The sequence below is a fragment of the Natrinema gari JCM 14663 genome (assembly GCF_000337175.1).
Lineage (GTDB): Archaea > Halobacteriota > Halobacteria > Halobacteriales > Natrialbaceae > Natrinema > Natrinema gari.
In genome coordinates this window covers 13,752-34,702 of sequence record NZ_AOIJ01000040.1, presented here as the reverse complement: position 1 = coordinate 34,702, position 20,951 = coordinate 13,752, and the positions used below count along the sequence as shown (strand labels likewise).

Here is a 20,951-nt window from a genome sequence, read left to right as displayed (position 1 = left end):
GGGCTCGTTGGACCGCGTCTATCGGTCGGTTCTCGGACTGCGAACCCAATGTATGTGGTCGCCGCCGCCGGCTACAAGTGGCTGTGAGACTGTAGGGCAGGGGCTTCCTCTACATCGATCGAGATATCGCCGAGGCCCTCGAGCCACGAACGGTCGGCTATCGGAGCGTCGAGACGCCGGCCGCTCCGTGTTTTCGATGCTCCCCTGCCGTTTATTCCGGACTCCCACGTATCGGACACGCATGGAACGCTGTGAGACTGACGGACGAGCGGGACGGGCAGGAATCGGACGCGACCTCCGGAACGGGACGGAGGATGACCGAGCATGACCGCGTCCGCGACGGACACGAGGTTCGATCACCTCCTCTTTCCGACCGACGGCAGCGAGGGTGCGGCCGCCGCGCTCGATCACGTCCTCGATATCGCCGCCGAACACGAGTCTACGGTTCACGTCCTCACCGTGATCGATATGGCGCTGTACAGCCCGTTTCAGCGGGAGGGTGCCGTTGTCGACGCCCTCGAGCAGGAGGGCGATCGGATCGTCCGCGATGCCGCCGACCGCGCGGCGGACCGTGGAGTCGAGACGGTCACCGAGGTCGTATCCGGCGACCCGTATCAGGAGATTATCGACTACACAGGGGCACATGATATCGACCTCACCGTCATGCCAACGCACGGACGCCGCGGCCTCGAGCGGTTCCTGCTGGGCAGTACGACCGAGCGAGTCGTCAGACGCGCGGACGGCCCCGTACTGACGATTCGGCCGGACGCTGAGACCGCGATCACGTACCCGTACCGACACGTGCTGGCCCCGGCCGACGGCAGCGAGTGTGCGCGAGACGCAGTCGAGATGAGCGTCGACATCGCGGACACGACTGGCGCGGCGTTGCACCTCCTGACGGTCGTCGACGCGGTCAGCGTCGGCGTTGACGTCCGCTCGGAGATCAAGACGGCGATGCTGGAAGCGGCCGCGGACGAGATCCTCGACGAGGCGTCGTCGATCGCGGAAACCCGCGGCGTCGAGCCGGCCGCCGAAACGATCGCGTACGGGTCGTCGGTGACCGAGGAGATCCAGTCGCATATCGAGGCCCACGACATCGACCTCGTGGTCGTCGGGACCCACGGCCGGACGGGCTTCGATCGGTACGTACTCGGCAGCATCACCGAGCACCTCGTCCGAACGGCCCCGGTCCCGGTGCTAACGGTTCGCAAGCCGATCGCGACGGACTCGTAGTCGCGTTCGTCTCAGGGCCCGACCATCAACACGAACGGAACGGCGATGAGCAGCACGATGAACACCGCAAACGCACGGTCGCTCTCGAGGAGGGTGTTCTGAACGCCCTCGAGAAACGCGTAGTAGGCATCGTAGACCGAGAGCGTGATCGCTGCGACGAGCGATCCGTTCAACAGCACGTACGCGGAGAGCCAGCTGGTCCCGACGTACGAAATCGGGGCCATCTGCCCGGTTAGGATCGGCCGGACAACCGACGAGAGCGGCTGCAGCGCCGCGCTCAACAACTGAATGGCGAAGAAAAACGAGACCACCGCGACGCAAATCAGACCCGCGAAGCGAACCGATCGAACCGACACTCGACCAGAGTACGACGTCATCGAGACACGGTACCAGAGACGAGGATAAAACAATGTGTGTCCACAACGACAGTTCGCAGTACAGCGTGAGGAGCCGAGGGGAGACCGGAAGACGACGAACCAAGCCGAGGAGAGAGCGGTACGACTCGCTCCACGCCGCGTCAGGTAGTCTCGGTCCGGTTTGCGAGTGCTAGTCCATGACTGCTGTGCTCGCATTCCTCGTCCAGGTGTGTGCCCTGCTCGCGCTCGCGCTGGCGGTCAGAGTCGTCGTTGACGCGTGGCTCGACATCCCGTACGCGGTGCTTCTCGTTCTGGTCGGGGTCGTGATCTCGGTGCTGCGCATCGACGTCGGCATTCGGCTCTCGACGGACATCATCATGGGACTGGTCCTGCCGCCGATCCTGTTCGAGGGGGTCGTCGAACTGGATCGAACGGCGCTGCGCGAGAACCTGGCCGTGCCACTCACGCTGGTCGTCCTCGGAATCCCGCTGGCAGTCGTGCTCCTGGGACCGCTCATCGACCTCGCGTTCGGGCTATCGATCGGGGTGTCGCTGTTGCTCGCCGCGATCCTCGTCCCGACCGACCCGGTCGCCGTCCTCTCAGTGTTCGAGGAGTTGGACGCGCCCGAGCGGTTGAAAATCGTCATCGACAGTGAGAGCCTGTTCAACGACGGCGTCGCGATCGTCATCGTCAACGTGATACTCGCGCTCCTCGCCGCGGGGCCGGAGCCGATGTCGGGGCTCGAGATCGCCGAGTTCGTTCTCACGGACCTCCTCGTCGTCGGCCTCGGCGGGTTCCTCCTCGGGTGTGGTCTCGGATACGGGGCCACGCGGTTCGTTCACCGACTGCCCGAGCGAATGGCGCTCCTGCTGGTCACGGTGTTGGTCGCGTACGGAAGCTACGTCCTCGCCGAGAGCGTCGGCGTGAGCGGCATCCTCGCGACGGTCGGAGCGGGAGTGTTCGTGGACCTGGACGCCGACGAGGGGATCGGCCGCGACGCACTCGAGTTCGTGCGCGATATCTGGGCGGGCGGCGCGTTCTTGCTGTCGACGGTCGTCTACGTACTTATTGGGGCCCAAGTTCCGATCGACACGCTCACCGTCTACCTGCCGGCGGCGCTGCTCGTCGCCGCGTTCGTGTTGCTCGTCCGGGCCGTGATCGTCTACGTCCTCGTCGGGGCGGTCAACGGGATCATCTCGAGGCCGCTGCCCCGTAGCTACCAGCACGTCCTCGTCTCGGGCGGGTTACACACCGTGGTCCCGATCGCGCTGGCGCTCGGGCTCCCGCCGTGGATCCCCCACCGCGAGTTCGTGCAGGCGGTCGTCTTCGGCGTCGCGATCATCGGTGCGCTCGTCCAGGGGACGCTGTTACCGTCTCTCCTGCGAGCCATCGGACTCGGAGACCGCGCGACGGGAGTCGCGGGACCGTCGTCGCGTCGTGACGGGGACGGCCCGTAGCGCCGTTCAGTGCGTGGACGGACGAGCGTCGCGCCGCTACCGACGGACGACGTATCGCCCGAGGAACGCGACCGCCAGCACCGCGCTCGCGACCTCGAGTGGCTGGTCGTGAAACGTCAGGACGGCGGTCGCGACGATCAGGGCACCGGCGATGATCGCGTCCCCAGCCGCGGCGACCCCACCATTGGTCGGCTCGATGGGGTCGGTCCTGACGACGAGTTCACCCCGCTCGAGTTGGCCGAAGACGGTATCGAACCGCGCCGGGGCACGCGCCAACGCGGGCGCTGAGTCTTGCAGGTCGGTCCGGACGTCATCGAGCAGCGCTTCGATTTCGCTCTCGATGACGCCCTGTTCGACGAGGAACGACCGCGTGACGGCGATGAAATCGAACTCCGGATCGAGGGTTCGACAGACGCCTTCGCCGACCGTCCCGACTCGCACGAGCAACATGACGTTCGGCGGAATCCGAAACGGAAACTCGTGGAGCGTCGCGAACAGCTCCGTGATGATTTCCCGCCAGGAGACGTCCGCCTTTCCTTCGAGGTTCTCGATGACCAACTCGAGGACCCGCCGGACGGCGACCCGGTCGACCGACCGATCGAGCACGTCGAGTGCGATCAGCGTGTTCAACAGGCCGTCGACGTCGCGGCGGACGAGGGTCCGATAGAGACTCGTGATATCGTCCTGTTCCTGCTGCGTGAGACGCTGGCTCATCCCGTAATCGTAGATGACGAGCCGGCCGTCGTCGGTCACCGCGAGGTTGCCCGGGTGTGGGTCCGCGTGGAAGACGCCGTCGACGAGGCCCATCTGCAGGTACGTGCGGGCGATCAGCGTCGCCATCTCCGTCGGTTCGAGACCGACATCGGCGAGCACGTCCTCGTCGGTGATCTTCTCGCCGTCGACGTGCTCCATCGCGACGATGCGCTCCGAGCAGAGTTCCGGGTACGTCGCGGGGACGACGATCCGCTCGTCGTCCGCGAAGTTGTCCTTGATCGTCGCCATGATCGACGCCTCGCGCTCGAAGTCCAGTTCCTCGAGAATGATCTCCTCGAAGTCGTCGGCGACGTTCTCGATCGAATACCGCTGGCGCTCGTCGGCGAACGTCACGAGCAACGGGACGAGCCCCCTGATGACCCGCAGATCCCGCTCGATCACCGCGGCGAGACCGGGACGTTGGACCTTCAGGGCGATTCGCTCGCCCTCGTAGTCGACAGTGTAGACGAACGCGAGCGATCCGCCGGCGACCGGCTCGAGGGTATCGAGATCGAGGTCGTCGCCGAGTGCCGATTCGACGACGGTCAACGGCTCCCCGCCCGCGTCCTCCGGGACCTCGTCCTGTAACGTGGCGAACGCCTCGACGTACGTCGGAGGGACGATATCGGGCCGCGTCGACAGCACCTGCCCGACCTTGATGAACGCCGGGCCGAGCTCGAGCATCGTCTCGGTGAGCCGCTCGGCGCGGGCGCGGTGGACATCGGCCGAGACGTGCCGGGACGGCCCGAACAGCAGGAACCGCCGGCGGTCCCTGAGAAACGCGATGGCGATGGGGAAGAACCGAAGGAGAACCTGCAGGTAGCGAAGATAGTAGCCCGTCATAGATCGGCAACTCGACACGGGATCGATTGCGCGTCCATACCTCGCCTTCGAACACCGGCCACAAATATGGCGGTGACTCGGCTGACGGGACCGGGAATCGGACGGCGCTCGACGCGCCCGCCTGTCGAGGGCGGTGACTGTGGTGTCACTGTCGTCCCTCCGACAGGTTGTCGTTTCCCTCGAGTGGATCGTCGAAATCACCGACCAGCGCCTCGAGGGCATCGGTCGCCGTCAGCAGGCCGACGACATCACCGTCGGCTTCGACGAGCGCGAGTTCCTGCTGTGCCGCCTGCAGTTCGTCGATCGCGTCGCTGACGTGCATCGCCGCGGGAATCGTCATCGGCGGCGTCGCGATGTCGGTAAACGAGACGGCTCCGTCCCGCAGATCGTCGATGCGGTCGACGACGGTCGGTGCATAGACGATCCCGACGAACGCCGTGGGCGTCCCCTCGATCAGCGGAAACCGAGTATGGGGACTCGAGCCGATCCGGTCGACGTTCTCCTCGACCGACGCGGTCGTCGAGAGAAACGTGACGTCCTCGACGGGGGTCATCTCGTCTGCAACCGGCCGCTCGCCGACGGTCAACGCGTTGATGATCTCTTCACGGCGGTCGTCGGGGACGTCGCCCCGTTCGAGGACCGACGCGAGTCGATTCCGGAGTTGGGCCCGCGTCTCGATGATTTCGGTTTCAGTCTCGAGCCACGCACCAGTCATCTCGACCCCGAACCGGCGCAGCGTCCACTTCGCGACGGCGTCTCCGAACCAGATCACCGGCGAGAGGAGTTTCGCAAACCAGTACAGCGGCGTGGCTCCGTACCTGGCGACGAACTTCGTTCGCTCGACGCCAAGGTAGGTCGGCGTCTGTTCGCCGTGGGTGAGATGGAGGAGGTTGATAATGACGAACGCGACGACGGCACCTGCACCCGCGGCGGCGAGTGCGGTGCTCTCGAAGAGGGGCCGGATAATCGTCGCAAGGGCCGGTTCGGCGACGATGCCGACTGCGATACTCGTTCCGCTGATTCCCACCTGACAGCTGGTCAGGTAGATCTCGAGTTCGTTGGTCATCTCCCACGCCCGGCGCAGCCCCGGTTCGTCGAACGCCGACTCGGGATACTGACGGACACGGGTGAGCGCGAACTCGATCGCGACGAAGAAGGCGTTCGCCAGGATGAGCCCGATGCCGGCGACCAACCGGAGCCCGATTTCGAGGGGAACCATTCGCTCGACGGTTCGCCCGCGGGTCGTATAAATACGCTGTAACGTCCCACTGGGATAGAACTGCAGCCGCCACCGTCGTCGCCGCGGTATCCGTCGGTTCAGTGGCTCGGGCCGGCGTGTACAGCTATAGGGCTCCGGACTGAATTTCGGATAGTGTCCGAACAGCCATACGAACTCCCAGCCGATCGCGTCGTTTCGTCACTCGAGTCCCGAACCGACGGACTGACCGGCGACGAGGTGCGGCGGCGGCGCGAGGCTCACGGCGAGAACGACATCGTTCGGGGCGGCGGCCGATCGCCGGTCGACATCTTCGTCGCACAGTTCAACAGCGCCCTGATCTGGGTGTTGCTGGCCGCGGCCGGCCTCTCGATCTGGGCGGGCCACACAGTCGACGCGATCCTGATCGCGGTCATCGTCGTCGCGAACGGGGTCTTCGGCTTCGTTCAGGACTACCGCGCCGAACGCAGCCTCGAGTCGCTCAGGGAATTGGCCGCGCCGACCGCGACGGTTCGACGCGACGGCGAGGAGCGACCGATCGATGCGACGGGGCTCGTCCCGGGCGACATCGTCGTCCTGCGCGGCGGCGACGTCGTCCCCGCGGATGGGCGGCTTCTCGAGGCGACCGATCTCGAGGTCGACGAGGCGTCGTTGACGGGGGAGAGCGTTCCGGTTTCGAAGTCGCCATCGCCGGTCGAGTCGGCGACTCCGCTCGCAGAGCGGGCGAATATGGTCTACAAGGGGACGAGCGTCACCCGCGGGAAGGGTGTCGCGATCGTTACCGGGACGGGAATGGCAACCGAAGTCGGCGAAATCGCTCGGGAACTCGCCGCGACCGAGACGACGCGGACGCCGTTGCAGGACGAACTCGACGACCTGGGTCGGACCCTCGGACTCGGGGTCATCATCCTCTCAGCGCTGGTCGCGCCGCTGTTGCTTCTCCGCGGGACGGCCGCGATCCAGGCCGCATTGACCGCGGTCTCACTGGCCGTCGCGGCGATTCCGGAGGGGTTGCCGGCCGTGGTCACGCTCACGCTCGCGCTCGGCGTCCGGAAGATGTCCGCTGAGAACGCACTCGTCCGGCGGCTTCCCGCGGTCGAAGCGCTGGGTGCCGTCGACGTCGTCTGTACCGACAAGACGGGCACGCTCACCCAGGGGCAGATGACCGTCAGCAGACTGTGGGTCAACGATGCGGTCGTCGCCCTCGACTCGAGGGAGACCGACGGGGACGCGGTCGAGAGAGACGACATCGGCGACCGAGAGGCGCTCCTCCTCGAGATCGGTGCGCTCTGTAACGACTCGACGCTCGAGGATGGCGACCCGACCGAGCAGGCGCTGCTCGCGGCCGCGGAGCGCCGCGGACTCGATGTCGACGGGCTGCGGGAATCGAACCCGCGGACCGACGAGGTGCCGTTCTCCTCGGAACGGAAGTGGATGGGGACCGTCCACGACGACGTCGGCTATGTCAAGGGCGCGCCGGAAGTCGTCGTCGAGCACTGCGATCGGATTCTGACCGCGGACGGGCCGAAACCACTGACCGACGAGCGCCGCGAGCGCGTCGAGACGACGGTTCGGACGTTCGGCGACGACGCGCTCCGGGTGCTGGCGATGGCGTACCGCGAGGCGGTCGCCGACGCCGACGACCTCGCCGACGGACTGACGTTCGTGGGACTGACCGGGATGATCGATCCGCCCCGCGAGGAGGTCGCCGACGCGATCGCCCGGACGAAGCACGCGGGGATCGGCGTGAAGATGGTCACCGGCGACAACGTCCGGACCGCGCGGGCGATCGCCGACGCGCTGGGGATCGGGACCACCGTCCTCGAGGGCGGAGAGATCGAACGACTGGACGACGACACGCTCCGGGATCGGGTCGACTCCGTCGACGTGTTCGCGCGAACGTCGCCGGAGCACAAGGTGCGAATCCTCCAGGCGTTACAGCAGCGGGGGAACGACGTCGCGATGACGGGCGACGGCGTCAACGACGCGCCGGCGCTGAAAAACGCCGACGTCGGTGTGGCGATGGGGGTTCGCGGGACGGAGGTCGCCAGACAGGCGTCGGACATCGTCCTGTTGGACGACGACTACGCGACGATCGAACGCGCCGTCGAACGCGGACGGGGGATCTTCGACAACATCTGGAAGTTCGTCGCCTACCTCCTGAGCGCGAACGTCGCCGAGGTTGCGATCGTCTTCCTCGCCTCGCTGTCCGGCTATCTCATCCTGCCGGCCGTACAGTTGCTGTGGATCAACCTCCTGACCGACGGGTTGCCGGCGCTGGCGCTGGGTGCCGATCCGGTGAGCGACGACGTGATGGAGCGACCGCCGCGCGATCCAGATCGGGACATCATCGATCGACCGATGCTCGGGCTGATCGGCGGCACCGGAGCCGTCACGACAGTCGTCGTCCTCGCGCTGATGTTCTACACGCTCGCTGGCGCTCCCGCGGTGACGGCGTACGCACTGACGATGGTCTTTACGGCGTTCGTCTGCCTCGAGTTCGTGAAACTCTACGTCGTTCGCTGGCTGCGCGAAACGCCGACGCTGTCGAACCCGTGGCTCGCAGCCGCCGTCGCGAGTTCGCTCGTCCTCCAACTCGGCGTACTCTACACGCCGCTCAATCGGTCCTTCGGGACCGTCCCGCTTGAGGTAGCAGACTGGGGACTCATCGGCCTCGTGGTCGCCGTGTGTCTCCCAGCGTACGTCGCGATCGGTGTGCTCGTCCGGCGGATGGATCGGTGACCCGTCGCGACCGTCAAAAGCGTCGAGGGCGATCTCGTGTCCACCGAACGGCGAACCCGCCGAAGGACGATTTACCCCTCCCCCCATGTGACAGGACCTGGCATTCGGAAGGGACGGAAATCGGAGTCCCACCAACTCTTACTCGTCCCTGCTCGAGCGCTGGTCGTACGACGGTGCCTGCAGGTCGTGTCTCACGCCCGTCCGGTCGTCGATTCGGAACTCGTACAAGCGAGTCGCTTCCGTCTCGCTCGCCGTTTCGATCACTTCCGGCCGCCAAGCCGGGGTTCGTGACTCCGGTAGCGTTTCCCGGTCCTCTTCGGGGAGGCGTCGAATCGTTCCCGTCAGGAGGACGCTTCGCCAGTGAAACATCTCGGCTCTGTACACGAGAAAGCTGGCGGTCGTCGCCTGATCGGAGAGGGCTGCTTTCCGGCTCTGGGACCCGACGACGTACCAAAAGTAGAGCCGCGAGTCCCCGTCAAAGCCATACGACATCGGAAGGAGATAGGGGCCGTTCTCCGTGGGGAGTCCGAGAACGCCATGGCTTTGGAGCGTGAGGAATTTCGTTACCGCTTCCTCGTCCATCTGTTCCATGCCGTAGCCGCCGAGTTCATCGATCGTCATCCGTGTGCCGGACTACAGCACCACGGGATATAATTCGTCTATCGGCCTCGCCTGTCATTCAGCGCCACTGATAGCCGCCGAACCGCAGGTCCCCGGTGACCGCGGGCACCCCGTCGCGCTACAGCCACGACCTCCCGAACGGAGTGCCAGGCGGTCGGGACCGGTTTCCCGAGTCGAAAGGCTCGAGGCTCGAGCGAACCCGCTTGAGAGCCAGTGGTGGCCCACATCGTGTCCCGGTCCAGGAACCGTCCCCTGACACTAAGGCCGTCGACGTCGACCGACCACATCATGACCGCCGCGATCAGACGCCTCGTCCTCGATGTGATGAAGCCACAGGAGCCGGACGTTCTCGAGTTCGCCGACGCAGCGGCCGACTGTGCGGGTGTTGCCGGCGTCAACGCCGTGCTAGTCGAGACCGACCGTGAGGTCCAAAACCTCAAATTCACGATCGAAGGCGACGCGATCGACGTGGCCGCGCTCGAGGAGGCCATCACCGACCTCGGCGGGACAGTGCACTCGATCGACCAAGTCGTCTGCGGCGAGCGTCTCGTCGAACAGCGCGGCACGCCTCAGGATCGGTGAGCGACGTGCCGTCGCTCCGCGACCGCCTCGATGCCACCCGCGGTCTCCTCGCGGACGAGGAGGTCAGATCGATCTCGCGGCGGTACTTCATTTCCAACGGGTTCGACGGGACGCTGACGAGCATCGGCGTCGTCGTCGGCGCGTATCTGTCGGGCGTGACCGACGGTCTCACCGTGATCACGATCGGCCTCGGCGCGGCTGTCGGACTGGGTACGTCGGGCGTCTGGAGCGTCTGGGAGATCGAACGCGCCGAGAAACAGGCCGAACTGCTCGAGCTCGAGCGAGCGATGCTGACCGATCTCGAGGACACGACGGTCCAGCGGCGGCGAGCGGGCGCTCGCAAGATCAACGCGATCGCGAGCGGGATCGGCCCGCTCATCGGCATCCTCCTGCCGCTGGGACCGTTTCTCGGTCAGGGCATTATCTCCATGCTCGAGGCGACGCTGCTCGCCATCGGCGTCGGCGTCGCCGTGCTCTTTACGTTCGGTGCGTATCTCGGCTCGATATCGAAACAGAACTGGATCATCGCCGGCGTCAGGATGGGGCTTGCGGGACTCGTCGTCGCGGTTCTGAACCTGTTTTTGCCCGGCTGACGCCACGGTCGGGAGGGCGTCGACAGCGATCGCCGGCGGCTCGTGAGCGGCGTAGAAACCGATCGCTGGGCGGGCGACGACGGCCGACTGGTTCAGTCGCGGACGACCGTAACGGAGACCGGCGATCGGCGGACGACCATTTCGGCCACGCTGCCGAGCAGCAGTCGGGTTGTGCCCGTTCGTCCGTGGCTGCCCATGACGATGTGATCGATCTCGTTCTCGTCGGCGTAGTCGACGATTTCGCGAGCGGGCGCCCCGACTGCGGTTTCGGTCTCGAACTCGCCGCCGTAGTCGCTCGCCAGTTCGCGCGCGTCGTCGAAGATCCGCTCTTCCTCTTCGGTCGCCCGCTCGTGCCACTCGTCGGAGCCACGGGGCGGTTCGGTTTTGACGGTGACATCGGTCGGAGAACTGTACCCGGGATCAGTGGGATCGAGAACGTGGAACGCGACGATCGCGACGGCGTCGAATTCCTCGAACGCGAACTCCAGTGCTCGTTTGGACAGCGGCGATCCGTCAACGGGAACCAGTAGGTGCCGAGTCATCGAACTGGCATACCTCGCGGAGTCTCAAAATACTATCCGGGCACCTCGAGCCGAACGGGGCCGTATGAACGCTGCAGATGAGGGCTGTTGCCTGTAACACGGTATCGCCAGCCAGTCGAGATCGTCATCGTGGTCCCGATCCCTCGATCACGCTCGCCCCGGCGGCCGTCCGAACCGGAATCGACGCTACCGGACGATGGTGACGGGGATCGGCGACCGGCGGACGACGTTTTCGGCGACACTTCCGAGCAGGATACGTGAAATTCCCTCGCGGCCGTGGCTTCCGATGACGATCGCCTCGTACGCTTCCGTCTCCGCCAGCTTGATGATCTCGTGATCGGGTTTCCCGGTCTCGATTTCGGTTTCGATATCGCGGTCGTGGTCCGCGGCGAGTTGGGTTGCTTCATTGATGATATTGCGCCCGATATCGTGGGCCTGGTCGACATCGGGACCCCGTTCGTCGGCGTCCTGAAACGCTCCCCAGTACCCGTCCGGAACGGGGACGACGTACAGGGCGACGACATCCGCGTCGGGGAACGTTTCGAGGGCGTACTCGAGTGCGTCGGTCGCCGGTTCGGACCCATCGTACGGAACGAGGAGGCGGTCACCCATATGCAGTGTCACGCCATCCAGCGACATAATACCGTGAGGCTGTGAATCTCCGGAAGCTATCGACGGGATCGTGTACTGCCGGCCGAGTTCCGGGATGGCGTCTCTCACTCGCCGCTCATCGGAACGCAAACGACCGGTCGCTCGGCGTTCCGGACGACAGTTTCCGTTACGCTTCCGAGGAAGTGGCGTTCGAACCCGGAACGGCCATGGGTCCCCATCGTGATGAGATCGATCTCGTTGTCGGCGGCGTAGTCCAGAATGGCCCTTGCCGGCGGCCCCGTTGCGATGGTGCCCGCGAGACTGACGCCGCGCTCTCGCGTGTGGTCGCGGACTTCCTGCAGCGCCTCCTCGCCAGGTCGCTCGAGTTCGGATAGCATCTCACTGGGGTTCATTTGCGGCGGGAAGCGACTCGTCTCGACCGAGTAAATCGCGTGCACCATCGCATCGAAGGCTGCCGCGAGCGTGGTCCCCCAGTCGACGGCGACCGCCGCCCCGTCGCTCCCGTCCGTCGGCAAGAGCACGTTCTCGACGGTGCTCTCGGTAAGCCGCGACTCACCCGCCGCCGGCGGTACGACGAGCACCGGGACGCCGACGGTCCGGAGGACGTTTTCGGTGACGCTCCCGAGAACGACGCGCGTGAGCCCCGTCCGGCCTTTCGTCCCCATCGCGATCGCGTCGATGTCCCGCGCGTCGACGTAGCGGTGGATGACCCGGAACGGCGTTCCCCGTTCCGTCGTCGTCGTGACCTCGAGTCCCGGGTTTCGGTTCCGGGCCATCGCCGCGACGGACTCGACGGCCGCCTCGGCATCGGCCTCGAGCGCGGCCCGCTTCTCGTCGACGGCCGACGCCGACTCGAGAGCGGACGAGACGCCATCGATCGTCGACGTCTCGATGACCGAAAGGACGTGAACGGTCGCATCGGCCATCGCGGCGAGATCGACGCCGCGTTTCGCCCCCGCGAGAGCGCCGTCGCTGCCGTCCGTCGGCAGGAGAACCGAATCGATCGCATCGAGCGCCGGTGACATAGCCGTCCCTTCATCCGCTCGCTGATTAACTGTAGGGGGTGACGACCGACACGTGGGACCGTTCGTGGTCGGCCTCGACCATCGCGTCAAAGAGACACGACCGTGACGGGGTCACAGGCCGATACGCCTATGTGTACCGCATAGCCACTACGAATTGAAACGATGACAGCATCGGCCGAGCGCACGGCACAGCGCGGCCTCCGGTATACGTTGCTTGCGGTGTTCGTCGTCGGCGTACGACGGCGTGACCCGGGTGCGGTCGTAAACGCCGTCGTCGCGGCGATCGGAACGTGTCTGCCGGATCTCGCCGAACGAGCGTACGATATCGAACTCCGTCCGTGGCAGCGTCTGTACGTGCGTCTCGGAATGGTCACCCACGCCGTCGGCATGCTCGGTCCGTACGACGACGTGTGGTGGTGGGACCACCTCACGCATACCCACTCATCGTCGATCTTGGCTGGTGCCGTGTTCGCGCTCAGTCGCCACCGCGGTCGCGATCCCGGGCCCCGGGTTGTCGCCGTCGTCGTCTGTTCCGGGGTCCTCTGGGAACTCCTCGAGTACGCCGTTCACTCCGCGGCGAATCGGCTCGGGCTCGAGCCGGTCCTCGTCTCGTACGGGCCGAAAGACACCGCCCTCGACCTCGGCTTCGATCTGGTCGGTGCGCTTCTGGTACTCGCGTTCGGGGATCGGGTACTCGGCGATCTCGCGGCCGACTCGTGAGCATCGGCTGGCGATTGCACGGACGACACGGCGAGTCGGGGACTACGACTGCGTCGCGACCAGGATGGGAACGTCGACGCTCCGAACGAGCGTCGTGGTGACGCTGCCGAGGACGCGGCGACCGAGATTCGACCGCCCGCGTGCCCCCATGACGATGAGGTCGATATCGGCATCGGCGACGTACTCGCGGATGCCGGCCGCGACGCCGTCGAAGGATGTCGTCCGCACGACATCGGTCGTGACGGCAGGCGCGACGGGACCGATCTCCGTCGCCGCGTCCTCGACGACCGCCTCGCCGTCCGCCTCGAGTCGATCGACGAAGTCCCGCTCGAGCCCACCGACATCGAACGCACCGCCCGCAGCCTGCAGATCGACGACGTTGAGGACGTGGACGGTCGATCCGTACTGCCGTGCGACCGCGGCACCGTGTTCGGTAGCGAGCGTTGCGGTATCGCTTCCGTCGGTGGGGACGAGCAGGTCCGAGTAGTCGGTCGTCGCGTCCGCGGCACCCGTCGGGACGACGAACACGGGCACGTCGCTTCGGCGGAGCAGTCGCTCCGTGACGCCGCCGAGGAGTCGCTTGCCGAGCCCCGTTAGCCCCTGTCTGCCGACGACGATCAGGTCCGCATCTCGCTCGGCCGCGGAGTCGGCGATCTTCTCCGCGGGCGTTCCCTCCATCAGTGTCGTTGTCACTGGCTGGCCGATCGAAGACGCGAGCGTCTCGATTTCCGCGAGCGCGGCGTCGCCGCGTTCGTGGAGTCGCGTCTTCTCGTCGGCGGATCGCGAGAGACGGAGCGACTTCCGCTCGACGACGTACAAGACGTCGACGGTCGCGTCGACGGCACGAGCGAACGCGAGCCCGCGTTCCGCCGCCCGCGTGGCCTCGTCACTCCCGTCGACGGCGATCAGAATCCGATCGTACATGCCCCGTCCTTCGATACCCACGGTCTTCGTTCTTCGCCAGCGGGCGAGACGGGACCGTCGCCAGCAACGACCCGACCGGGCTCGAGTCAGCCAGCGAACCGTGCGGTGCACTCATCGGAAGGGACGGATGGGGAGTGGACGGTCGTTGCCCGCTGTAAGCTATATATCCGGCCCTGGTGTGAGGGCAGTACGACGATGTACGACACGATCCTCGCAGCAACGGACGGAAGCGACGCCGCAAACCGCGCGATCGACCACGCGATCGATCTCGCCTCGTCGTTCGACGCCGACTTCCACGCGATCTACGTCGTCGATACGACGCGGTACGGGCAAGCGATCCTATCCGAATCCGATGGTGCTCTCGACGACCTCGAGGAACGTGGCGAAGAGATTCTCGACGACGTTGCCGCGCGATCGGACATCGATGTCTCGTCCGAAATACGACGGGGACGGCCGGACGAGGAAATCGACGCCTATGCCGCGGCTATCGAGGCGGATCTCGTCGTGCTCGGCAACCGCGGATTGGGGTCGGGCCCCGCCCAACAGCTCGGCAGTATCGCCGAACGGGTCGTTCGGAACACTGGGCGGCCGGTGATCACGGCCTGATCGGAACGTGTCAACGGTCGCGGTGAAAGGTATATCACCGGCACCGGTGTGCGTCAGCGTGGTTCGATGTACGATACGATTCTCGTTCCGACCGACGGAAGCGATCCCGCGAACCGCGCCGTCGAACACGCCCTGGCGCTCGCAGATCGGTACGACGCTCGCGTGCACGCGCTGTACTGCGTAGAGACTCACCGGTACGGGGAGCCAGCGTTGAGTAGTACGGCGATCGTGCTCAACCAACTCGAGGAACAGGGGCAGGCGATGCTCAAAGAGTTAGGCAACCGCGCGGACAACGCCGGCATCGAGTGTACGTGGGATGTCTGCCACGGTCGTCCCTGGGAGGAAACGCTCAGTGCCGCTGACGCACTCGATGCCGATCTCATCGTGATCGGCTATCAAGGACAGAGCCACGCGCGGACCGAACGGATCGGCAGCGCAGCCGAACGTATCGTCCGATCGGCGGATCGGCCAGTGTTAACCGCGTGAGCGAGGACTATCATAGTAACTGAACGTCATTGCACACCTGATCGCATGACAGCGTTGCGATCAGTGTATAACTCGTTTCAATTGCTACTATCGGTCCGGTCGCGCACCGAGCGTCTCGCTGGGTCCGGGCGAGGTTCTTGTCCGATCGGGACGTTCCTCCGGTATGGGAATGCACGTCCTCGTCCCGATCGACGGCTCACCCCAATCCTGGGCCGCATTCGACCACGCGGTTTCGAATCACGGCGGAGCGACGATCACGACGTTGCACGTCGTCGACCCGATGGAAGGGGTGTACAGCGATTACGGAGGCGGCGGCTACTACGACGCGCAAACCCACGCCCGGGCCGTCGAACGCGGCAAAGCCCTCGGCGAGCGGGCCCGCGACCGAGCCGACGACGCGGGTGGTCTCGAAACCACCGTCCTCGAAACCGCGGTCGACACCGGCCCGACCGCCCGAACGATCCTCGAGTTCGCCGCGGAGAACGACGTCGACCACATCGTCATGGGGAGCCACGGCCGCTCCGGCGTCGCCCGACTTTTGCTCGGCAGCGTGGCCGAAACCGTCGCACGGCGAGCCCCGGTCCCGGTAACGATCGTTCGGTGACGGATCGGGCCCCGATTACGGCGTCGGACGACGAACCCGCGCCGGAACGTCCTCGAGAGCGACTTCGATCTCGTTCGTTCGCATGAACGGCGGCGTCCACGGATCGTTGTACTGGAGCAGCGTCGGCTCGCCGCGCGTCTCGAGGCCCCGCTGTGAGAGGTGCTCGAGCAGTCGGCTCCGCTCCCGGTCGACGCGCTTGTCCGTCGCGTACCACGAAAAGCGGCGCACTGCGGTCGTTCGCGGCGGTTCGACGACGAGTCGAACGTCGGAGTTAGTCGGGGTCGGGGCGGTGTCGGGCGTGTACGTCGACGGGAGGTAAAAGGCCATCCGCACGTCGTCGCTCTCGGACCCCGTTCGGACGGGTGCGGTCATCGAAATCGACTCGCCGCGGGTCGTCACCGGCGCGGTCATCGCCACCTCTTCGCCACGCGCGTTCGCGCCCGAGAGGTAGTAAAAGAGTCGTCTGAACGCCGTTCTATCGTCCGGCGCCGTCGTTTCGGCGCGGACCGTCCGTGGATAGCGACGAACCTCGACGCCGTCGAAGCGAGCCAGCGTCTCCGACGGAACGCGTTCGGTCGTGTGGCTGACGTACGCCCCCCAGCCGATCCACAGTGCAAGCAGGCCACCAGCTCCGAGCAGCAGGGTTCGTATCGGTCGCATAGGGCCCGTACAGCTCACGACGCAATAGCGCTGTGGGGTTCGAGAGCCTCGAGTCCGGGCGATTCCGGACGGCGAACGATGCACATGTCGTCTGATTCCGCGGCGGCGACGTGACCGCCGACGCTCTCTCCGTGGGGTGGAGACGCCGCCTCGAATCGTGATGGGATCACTGACAGACAACATGTTAACGAGTACACTATTTGTGGCGAAGCGTGATAGAGCAGTGTATGGAACCGCAGACAGAACGTCGGTGCCATATTTTGATCGGCATTGCGTTGGGTCTCCTGACGATCGGTATCGGATACGACTTCGTTTTCGGGACGAAGTTGGCGGATTTCCTGGTGATACTCGCCGGTCTCTTCACCGGGTGGGTGGCGTTTCTCTACTGCCTGGGGAACGCGTCGTTCTGGGAGTAGGCCGCTGTCCGTCGGAACAGTGGTGACGTCGATCCGAGGTAGCCCTCTGATCGTCGACATCTTCGCACGACAACGGCGGGGACACGCACGACGGATACCCGGACTCGTCCGAAACGCATATTCTGAGTCGACGATCGGGAGTCCGTGGTCGTCCGCACACGCCGGCGTTCGTGTGCGATATCGATCGGTGCTCCCGTCGTCAGGCCTCTCCTCAATCCGGCAGACGTCTCGCTGTGTCCCGTCGCTACGGGTCGGTCTTCGTTTCTTTCCGTCCCGTCATGGTCGCCGGCTCGAGGCTGAAATACCGGAACGTCGTTTCCCGCGGCGGTCGCTCGAAAATGTCGACGAGCGGAATTTCGATCGACCACATCCCCTGTATTTCGGCGGATTCGTACGGCGCATCGGAAACGTCTGAGAGTTGTCCAGTGGCGACGACGCTTCGCCATCTATTGTCGATCTCGCCGTGCGTAACGAAGGAGACGTGCCGGTCTATGAGGTCATCTTTTCTGCTCTCCCGTGGAAAGGAGAGACGAAAGTAGAACCGCTCGACCTCCGCACTGAACCCGTACGAGACGGGGATGGAGACGGGCGGTTCGTCCGGTTCCGTAGCGAACGAAATGACGCCTGTTCCGCCTCGACCGAGGAAGTCGTTCATTTCGTCCTCACTCATTCGCAGCCAGCGCAAGCCCTGCATACTGTCGCGGACGGTAGCGGCATAAAAAGTACCCTGTTACGGCGAACCGTACGTTCAAGCAGGTAGACCGATGCTGCCCGATCGTCCGTTCGCGATAGTCGCGACACTGCTCGGAGCCCGTTGCAAAAATCGTGTGTTCGATCTCAGCTCAGTCGCCCGGCCCTGCGGTTTTCGTCCCGTTCGGGCTCAGCACTGGACTCGGCTCCGTCTCGAGACGTGTCGATACCGAAGCGGGCGTTCATGGGGCATTTCCGGGTGACTGCAGTGGTAGTCAGCACCGCGCCAGCGACGAGCGCGATCGTTGCGAGAGCGAGTCCGAGCGTCCCTGCCGTCAGGGAGACCACTCCGCCGAGAGCCGCGATTCCGATGATGACGAGGAGGGGGCCGACGACGAGCCGTGCGCCGCGGTCAAATCCGCCGACGTTCGTTTGCATGATTCGGTTCACCAGCTCTAGAGAGGGTGGCCGAGTATATAGCGTCTCTTTACTATGTGAAGACATATTGCGAGCGGTCGCAACGGGTACTCGCCTCGGGGGTTTCGAAGGGATGTGAACCAGTACGTCCCGCACCCATCGACGGGCGGATTTCTTCCGTTCGATCCGCCGTCGGAGCGTCCTGCAACACACGATACATCCACCGAACAGTCTTTCCGAGGCCGATCGCAACCGATGCCGGTGGCTGGGGGTGCTCGTGCAGGCGGGAGAACTATCGGTGCCCTCGTCCCAGCTAGTCTTGTAAGGCGATTCCAATGGTGAACCAGATTAATCCCGATCGGCTCGCCGAGCTGATCGATTCGAACGAGCCGTTCACGCTCATCGATACGCGCCCGGAGGACAGTTACGAGGGCTGGCGGATCCACGGTGCCGAGAACGTCCCGTTCCGTCCGGGGGACGAGCTCGCGGACGCGGACCTTGAGCGCATCGCGGCGGCCGGGGACGGCGATCCGATCGTCGCGATCTGTGGCAAGGGGCTTACCTCGACGCCGTTTAGCTTCGAACTCGAGCAACACGGCTACGACGACGTGTCCGTCGTGAAAGGCGGCATGGAAGACTGGAGCAAGATCTACGAGGTCGTACCCCTCGAGACCGAACCCGACGACCTCATCGTCCGTCAACTGCAGCGACGGGCGAAGGGGTGTCTCGGCTACGTCGTCGGATCGAAACATGGCGGATCGGCAGTCGTCGTCGATCCGACCAGACAAACGGATCAGTTCAAGATCGTCGCCGAGGAGGCCGGTCTCTCGATCGAGCGCGTGCTCGACACGCACGTCCATGCCGACCACATCTCGGGTGGCCCGAAACTCGCGGCGGAGCTGGACATCGCCTACCATCTCGGCGCCACGGCGAGCGACAGGGGCGTCGAGTACGACTACGAACCGCTGTCCGACGGCGAGACGCTCGAAATCGGCGCGATCGAGATCGAAACGCTGCACACGCCGGGCCATACGACCGAGATGGTCAACTACCGCGTCAACGGCGAGGCGCTGCTGACCGGCGACACGCTGTTCGTCGAGTCCGTCGGCCGAACGGAGCTTCAATTCGGCGATGACGAGGCGACGAATGGCGCCGAACTGCTCTACGACTCGATCCACGAGACGATCCTCGAAGTACCGGACGAGACACGAATCCTCCCGGGACACGTGTCGGTCACGGCGGACAACCGATACGAGGTCGGCTCGCCGGGTGATCCGATCGGCGCTCGGCTGGGCGACCTCCGCGACGACCTCGATCTGCTCGGACTGGACGAAGACGAGTTCGTCGCGCGGGTAGTCGAGAACGCCCCCGACAAACCGCCGAACTACGAGCGCGTGATCGAAATCAACACGGGAACGGAGCCGCCCGAAGACGAGTCCGAAGCGACGGACCTCGAACTCGGCCCGAACAACTGCGCGGCTTGACTCCGACGAAAGGAGGACACGGGACCACTGCCCGAACAGCGTCGGCAGGCGACTCCGTGATATCGGACTCGGTTTTTCGTCCGTCAAATCAGGATGACAATTTTATGCTGCGTGGTCGAATCCATTCGTCATGGCCGACCGAATTCTCGTTCCGTACGATGGGACACCGCAGGCGAGGGACGCCCTCGAGTTGACCTTCGACGAATTCCCGGACGCGACCGTCATCGCGCTATACGTCATCGAGATGCCGGACGGTCGCTGGGCACAACTCGTCGGTCCGGAACTGCAGCTACCCGTTTCCGAGAAGGTGGAGGAGTACGCGGCCGATATCCTCGAGACAGCGACGGAGCTCGCAACCGAGTACGATCGCAGCCTCGAAACGAACGTCGTCACGGGTGAACCGGATGACCGCATCGTCGCACAGGCAGCGGAAGAATCAGTCGACCTGATCGTCATCGGAAGCCACGGAAAGGAGGGTATCTCCCGCGTTCTGCTCGGGAGCGTCGCGGAAACCGTCGTTCGCCGCTCACCGGTTTCCGTCCTCGTGGTCCGGTAGTGGCGACCGGGGGCGGAACGGACACGAGCGGCGGTCGGTCTGCTGTGCGCTGGTCGGGCCGCGATGCTACAGGGACTCGAGAACGCGCTCGAAGCGCTCGAACGCAGCCGCACCGATCGGGTCGAGCGCGTCGTCGTCAGCGACACCGAGTAGCCGCTGCGGGTCGACCGCACTGACGACGATATCGTCGGCATCGTCGTAGACGACGACGTTGCAGGGGAGTAAGGTCCCGAGGTCGAGGTCGGCCTCGAGTCCCTGGTGGGCCAACCCCGGATTGCACGCGCCCAGGATCCGATACTGTCGGAAGTTCTCGTCGAGTTTCTGCTGTAGCGTCTCCTGCACGTCGATGTCACAGAGAACGCCGAACCCCTCGTCCTCGAGGGCGTCGATCGTCGTCGAAACGACATCATCGAACTCGCCGTGGACACGCGTCTGGAGCGTATACGACATACCGTCAGGTCACTCCGAACGACGGAGATAGTTGGGGCGACACCGGCAAGTTCGTACCGAGTGGCCGTTCGATCGGGTCGGGGCGAGACCGTCGCATCTCCGCAGGAAAGACGATCCTCATGATTTCTCGTCGCGCCGTCCGAATGCCGCCTTCCCGCGCTGACTCGCCGCGATCCCCGGACGCGGAGACGCGCTCCGGTGGCGATCGAACCCATTGCCGTGTCCGCACTCCCGGTGACGGGGACTCGCGTCCGACGATCACGTCGGAGCACGGGCGGGGTATTCTGCCGTGCTGTCCGCGCCTCGAGAGCGTCGACCGGATCTTGCAACCAGTAGTTGGCGAACAGCACACACCCGACTGTG

At 65.1% G+C, this 20,951-nt stretch carries 24 protein-coding genes; 12 read left to right on the top strand and 12 right to left on the bottom strand.

The window, feature by feature from the left end; translation table 11 throughout:
* The first annotated feature begins 324 nt into the window (after positions 1-324).
* Positions 325-1,233: a universal stress protein gene (locus C486_RS05595; RefSeq protein WP_008453992.1), complete on the top strand. Its 909-nt coding sequence runs from the start codon at positions 325-327 to the stop codon at positions 1,231-1,233.
* 11 nt (positions 1,234-1,244) lie between these two features.
* Here C486_RS05595 and C486_RS05590 read toward each other — a convergent pair whose 3' ends face one another.
* Entirely contained in the window at positions 1,245-1,610 is a 366-nt protein-coding gene (locus C486_RS05590) for a hypothetical protein (RefSeq protein WP_241432468.1), read from the bottom strand.
* 176 nt (positions 1,611-1,786) lie between these two features.
* Between C486_RS05590 and C486_RS05585 the strand changes: the two genes are divergently transcribed.
* Positions 1,787-3,046, top strand: coding sequence for a cation:proton antiporter (locus C486_RS05585; RefSeq protein WP_008453988.1), 1,260 nt, complete (start codon positions 1,787-1,789; stop codon positions 3,044-3,046).
* A gap of 36 nt (positions 3,047-3,082) precedes the next feature.
* Here the strand turns inward: C486_RS05585 and C486_RS05580 are convergent, their stop codons facing one another.
* Positions 3,083-4,642, bottom strand: coding sequence for an ABC1 kinase family protein (locus tag C486_RS05580; protein ID WP_008453985.1), 1,560 nt, complete (start codon positions 4,640-4,642; stop codon positions 3,083-3,085).
* A gap of 145 nt (positions 4,643-4,787) precedes the next feature.
* Positions 4,788-5,861, bottom strand: a complete 1,074-nt coding sequence (locus C486_RS05575; RefSeq protein ID WP_008453982.1) for a CNNM domain-containing protein — start codon at positions 5,859-5,861, stop codon at positions 4,788-4,790.
* Positions 5,862-6,014: 153 nt separating this feature from the next.
* On the opposite strand from C486_RS05575, the gene C486_RS05570 reads away from it, so the two are divergent.
* A complete protein-coding gene (locus C486_RS05570; protein WP_008453975.1) occupies positions 6,015-8,600 on the top strand; it encodes a calcium-translocating P-type ATPase, PMCA-type in 2,586 nt (861 codons plus the stop codon).
* Between the two features lie 138 nt (positions 8,601-8,738).
* Here the strand turns inward: C486_RS05570 and C486_RS05565 are convergent, their stop codons facing one another.
* Positions 8,739-9,221, bottom strand: a complete 483-nt coding sequence (locus C486_RS05565) for a pyridoxamine 5'-phosphate oxidase family protein (protein WP_008453973.1) — start codon at positions 9,219-9,221, stop codon at positions 8,739-8,741.
* Positions 9,222-9,509: 288 nt separating this feature from the next.
* Between C486_RS05565 and C486_RS05560 the strand changes: the two genes are divergently transcribed.
* Entirely contained in the window at positions 9,510-9,803 is a 294-nt protein-coding gene (locus C486_RS05560) for a DUF211 domain-containing protein (protein ID WP_008453971.1), read from the top strand.
* A complete protein-coding gene (locus C486_RS05555) occupies positions 9,800-10,396 on the top strand; it encodes a VIT1/CCC1 transporter family protein (protein ID WP_008453969.1) in 597 nt (198 codons plus the stop codon). Before C486_RS05560 ends, C486_RS05555 begins: the two co-directional genes overlap by 4 nt.
* 92 nt (positions 10,397-10,488) lie before the next feature.
* Here C486_RS05555 and C486_RS05550 read toward each other — a convergent pair whose 3' ends face one another.
* The 3 genes from C486_RS05550 to C486_RS05540 all read right to left on the bottom strand — a co-directional run bounded on the left by C486_RS05550 (position 10,489) and on the right by C486_RS05540 (position 12,575).
* A complete protein-coding gene (locus tag C486_RS05550) occupies positions 10,489-10,938 on the bottom strand; it encodes a universal stress protein (RefSeq protein ID WP_008453967.1) in 450 nt (149 codons plus the stop codon).
* Positions 10,939-11,124: 186 nt separating this feature from the next.
* Positions 11,125-11,550, bottom strand: coding sequence for a universal stress protein (locus C486_RS05545; RefSeq protein WP_008453965.1), 426 nt, complete (start codon positions 11,548-11,550; stop codon positions 11,125-11,127).
* Between the two features lie 104 nt (positions 11,551-11,654).
* Entirely contained in the window at positions 11,655-12,575 is a 921-nt protein-coding gene (locus tag C486_RS05540; protein ID WP_008453962.1) for a universal stress protein, read from the bottom strand.
* 162 nt (positions 12,576-12,737) lie between these two features.
* On the opposite strand from C486_RS05540, the gene C486_RS05535 reads away from it, so the two are divergent.
* The gene (locus tag C486_RS05535) at positions 12,738-13,295 is read left to right on the top strand and encodes a hypothetical protein (protein WP_008453960.1); all 558 of its coding nucleotides are present in this window, start codon (positions 12,738-12,740) and stop codon (positions 13,293-13,295) included.
* A gap of 42 nt (positions 13,296-13,337) precedes the next feature.
* On the opposite strand, the gene C486_RS05530 is transcribed toward C486_RS05535, so the two are convergent.
* Positions 13,338-14,219, bottom strand: a complete 882-nt coding sequence (locus C486_RS05530) for a universal stress protein (RefSeq protein WP_008453957.1) — start codon at positions 14,217-14,219, stop codon at positions 13,338-13,340.
* Positions 14,220-14,414: 195 nt separating this feature from the next.
* Here C486_RS05530 and C486_RS05525 point away from each other — a divergent pair, with 195 nt between their 5' ends.
* From C486_RS05525 to C486_RS05515, 3 genes are all read left to right on the top strand, one after another.
* On the top strand, positions 14,415-14,825 hold the full coding sequence (locus tag C486_RS05525) for a universal stress protein (protein WP_008453955.1): 411 nt from the start codon (positions 14,415-14,417) through the stop codon (positions 14,823-14,825).
* Between the two features lie 66 nt (positions 14,826-14,891).
* Positions 14,892-15,311 carry a universal stress protein gene (locus C486_RS05520; RefSeq protein WP_008453953.1) on the top strand — a complete coding sequence of 140 codons (420 nt, stop codon included), beginning with the start codon at positions 14,892-14,894 and terminating at the stop codon, positions 15,309-15,311.
* 163 nt (positions 15,312-15,474) lie between these two features.
* Positions 15,475-15,915, top strand: a complete 441-nt coding sequence (locus C486_RS05515; RefSeq protein ID WP_049910190.1) for a universal stress protein — start codon at positions 15,475-15,477, stop codon at positions 15,913-15,915.
* Positions 15,916-15,930: 15 nt separating this feature from the next.
* Here the strand turns inward: C486_RS05515 and C486_RS05510 are convergent, their stop codons facing one another.
* A complete protein-coding gene (locus C486_RS05510) occupies positions 15,931-16,575 on the bottom strand; it encodes an SOUL family heme-binding protein (protein WP_008453948.1) in 645 nt (214 codons plus the stop codon).
* 227 nt (positions 16,576-16,802) lie between these two features.
* Here C486_RS05510 and C486_RS05505 point away from each other — a divergent pair, with 227 nt between their 5' ends.
* Positions 16,803-16,991, top strand: coding sequence for a hypothetical protein (locus tag C486_RS05505; protein WP_049888512.1), 189 nt, complete (start codon positions 16,803-16,805; stop codon positions 16,989-16,991).
* Positions 16,992-17,235: 244 nt separating this feature from the next.
* On the opposite strand, the gene C486_RS05500 is transcribed toward C486_RS05505, so the two are convergent.
* Positions 17,236-17,685 (bottom strand): pyridoxamine 5'-phosphate oxidase family protein, encoded by a 450-nt coding sequence (locus C486_RS05500; protein ID WP_008453944.1) that lies wholly within the window; start codon positions 17,683-17,685, stop codon positions 17,236-17,238.
* A 143-nt stretch (positions 17,686-17,828) separates the two neighbouring features.
* Positions 17,829-18,119 carry a YgaP family membrane protein gene (locus C486_RS05495; RefSeq protein ID WP_008453943.1) on the bottom strand — a complete coding sequence of 97 codons (291 nt, stop codon included), beginning with the start codon at positions 18,117-18,119 and terminating at the stop codon, positions 17,829-17,831.
* Between the two features lie 314 nt (positions 18,120-18,433).
* On the opposite strand from C486_RS05495, the gene C486_RS05490 reads away from it, so the two are divergent.
* Both C486_RS05490 and C486_RS05485 read left to right on the top strand, forming a co-directional pair.
* Complete coding sequence (locus tag C486_RS05490) at positions 18,434-19,582, top strand: MBL fold metallo-hydrolase (protein WP_008453941.1); 1,149 nt, start codon at positions 18,434-18,436, stop codon at positions 19,580-19,582.
* Positions 19,583-19,712: 130 nt separating this feature from the next.
* Positions 19,713-20,138 (top strand): universal stress protein, encoded by a 426-nt coding sequence (locus tag C486_RS05485; RefSeq protein WP_008453939.1) that lies wholly within the window; start codon positions 19,713-19,715, stop codon positions 20,136-20,138.
* A 66-nt stretch (positions 20,139-20,204) separates the two neighbouring features.
* On the opposite strand, the gene C486_RS05480 is transcribed toward C486_RS05485, so the two are convergent.
* Positions 20,205-20,588, bottom strand: a complete 384-nt coding sequence (locus C486_RS05480; RefSeq protein WP_008453937.1) for a DUF302 domain-containing protein — start codon at positions 20,586-20,588, stop codon at positions 20,205-20,207.
* Positions 20,589-20,951: the final 363 nt, after the last annotated feature.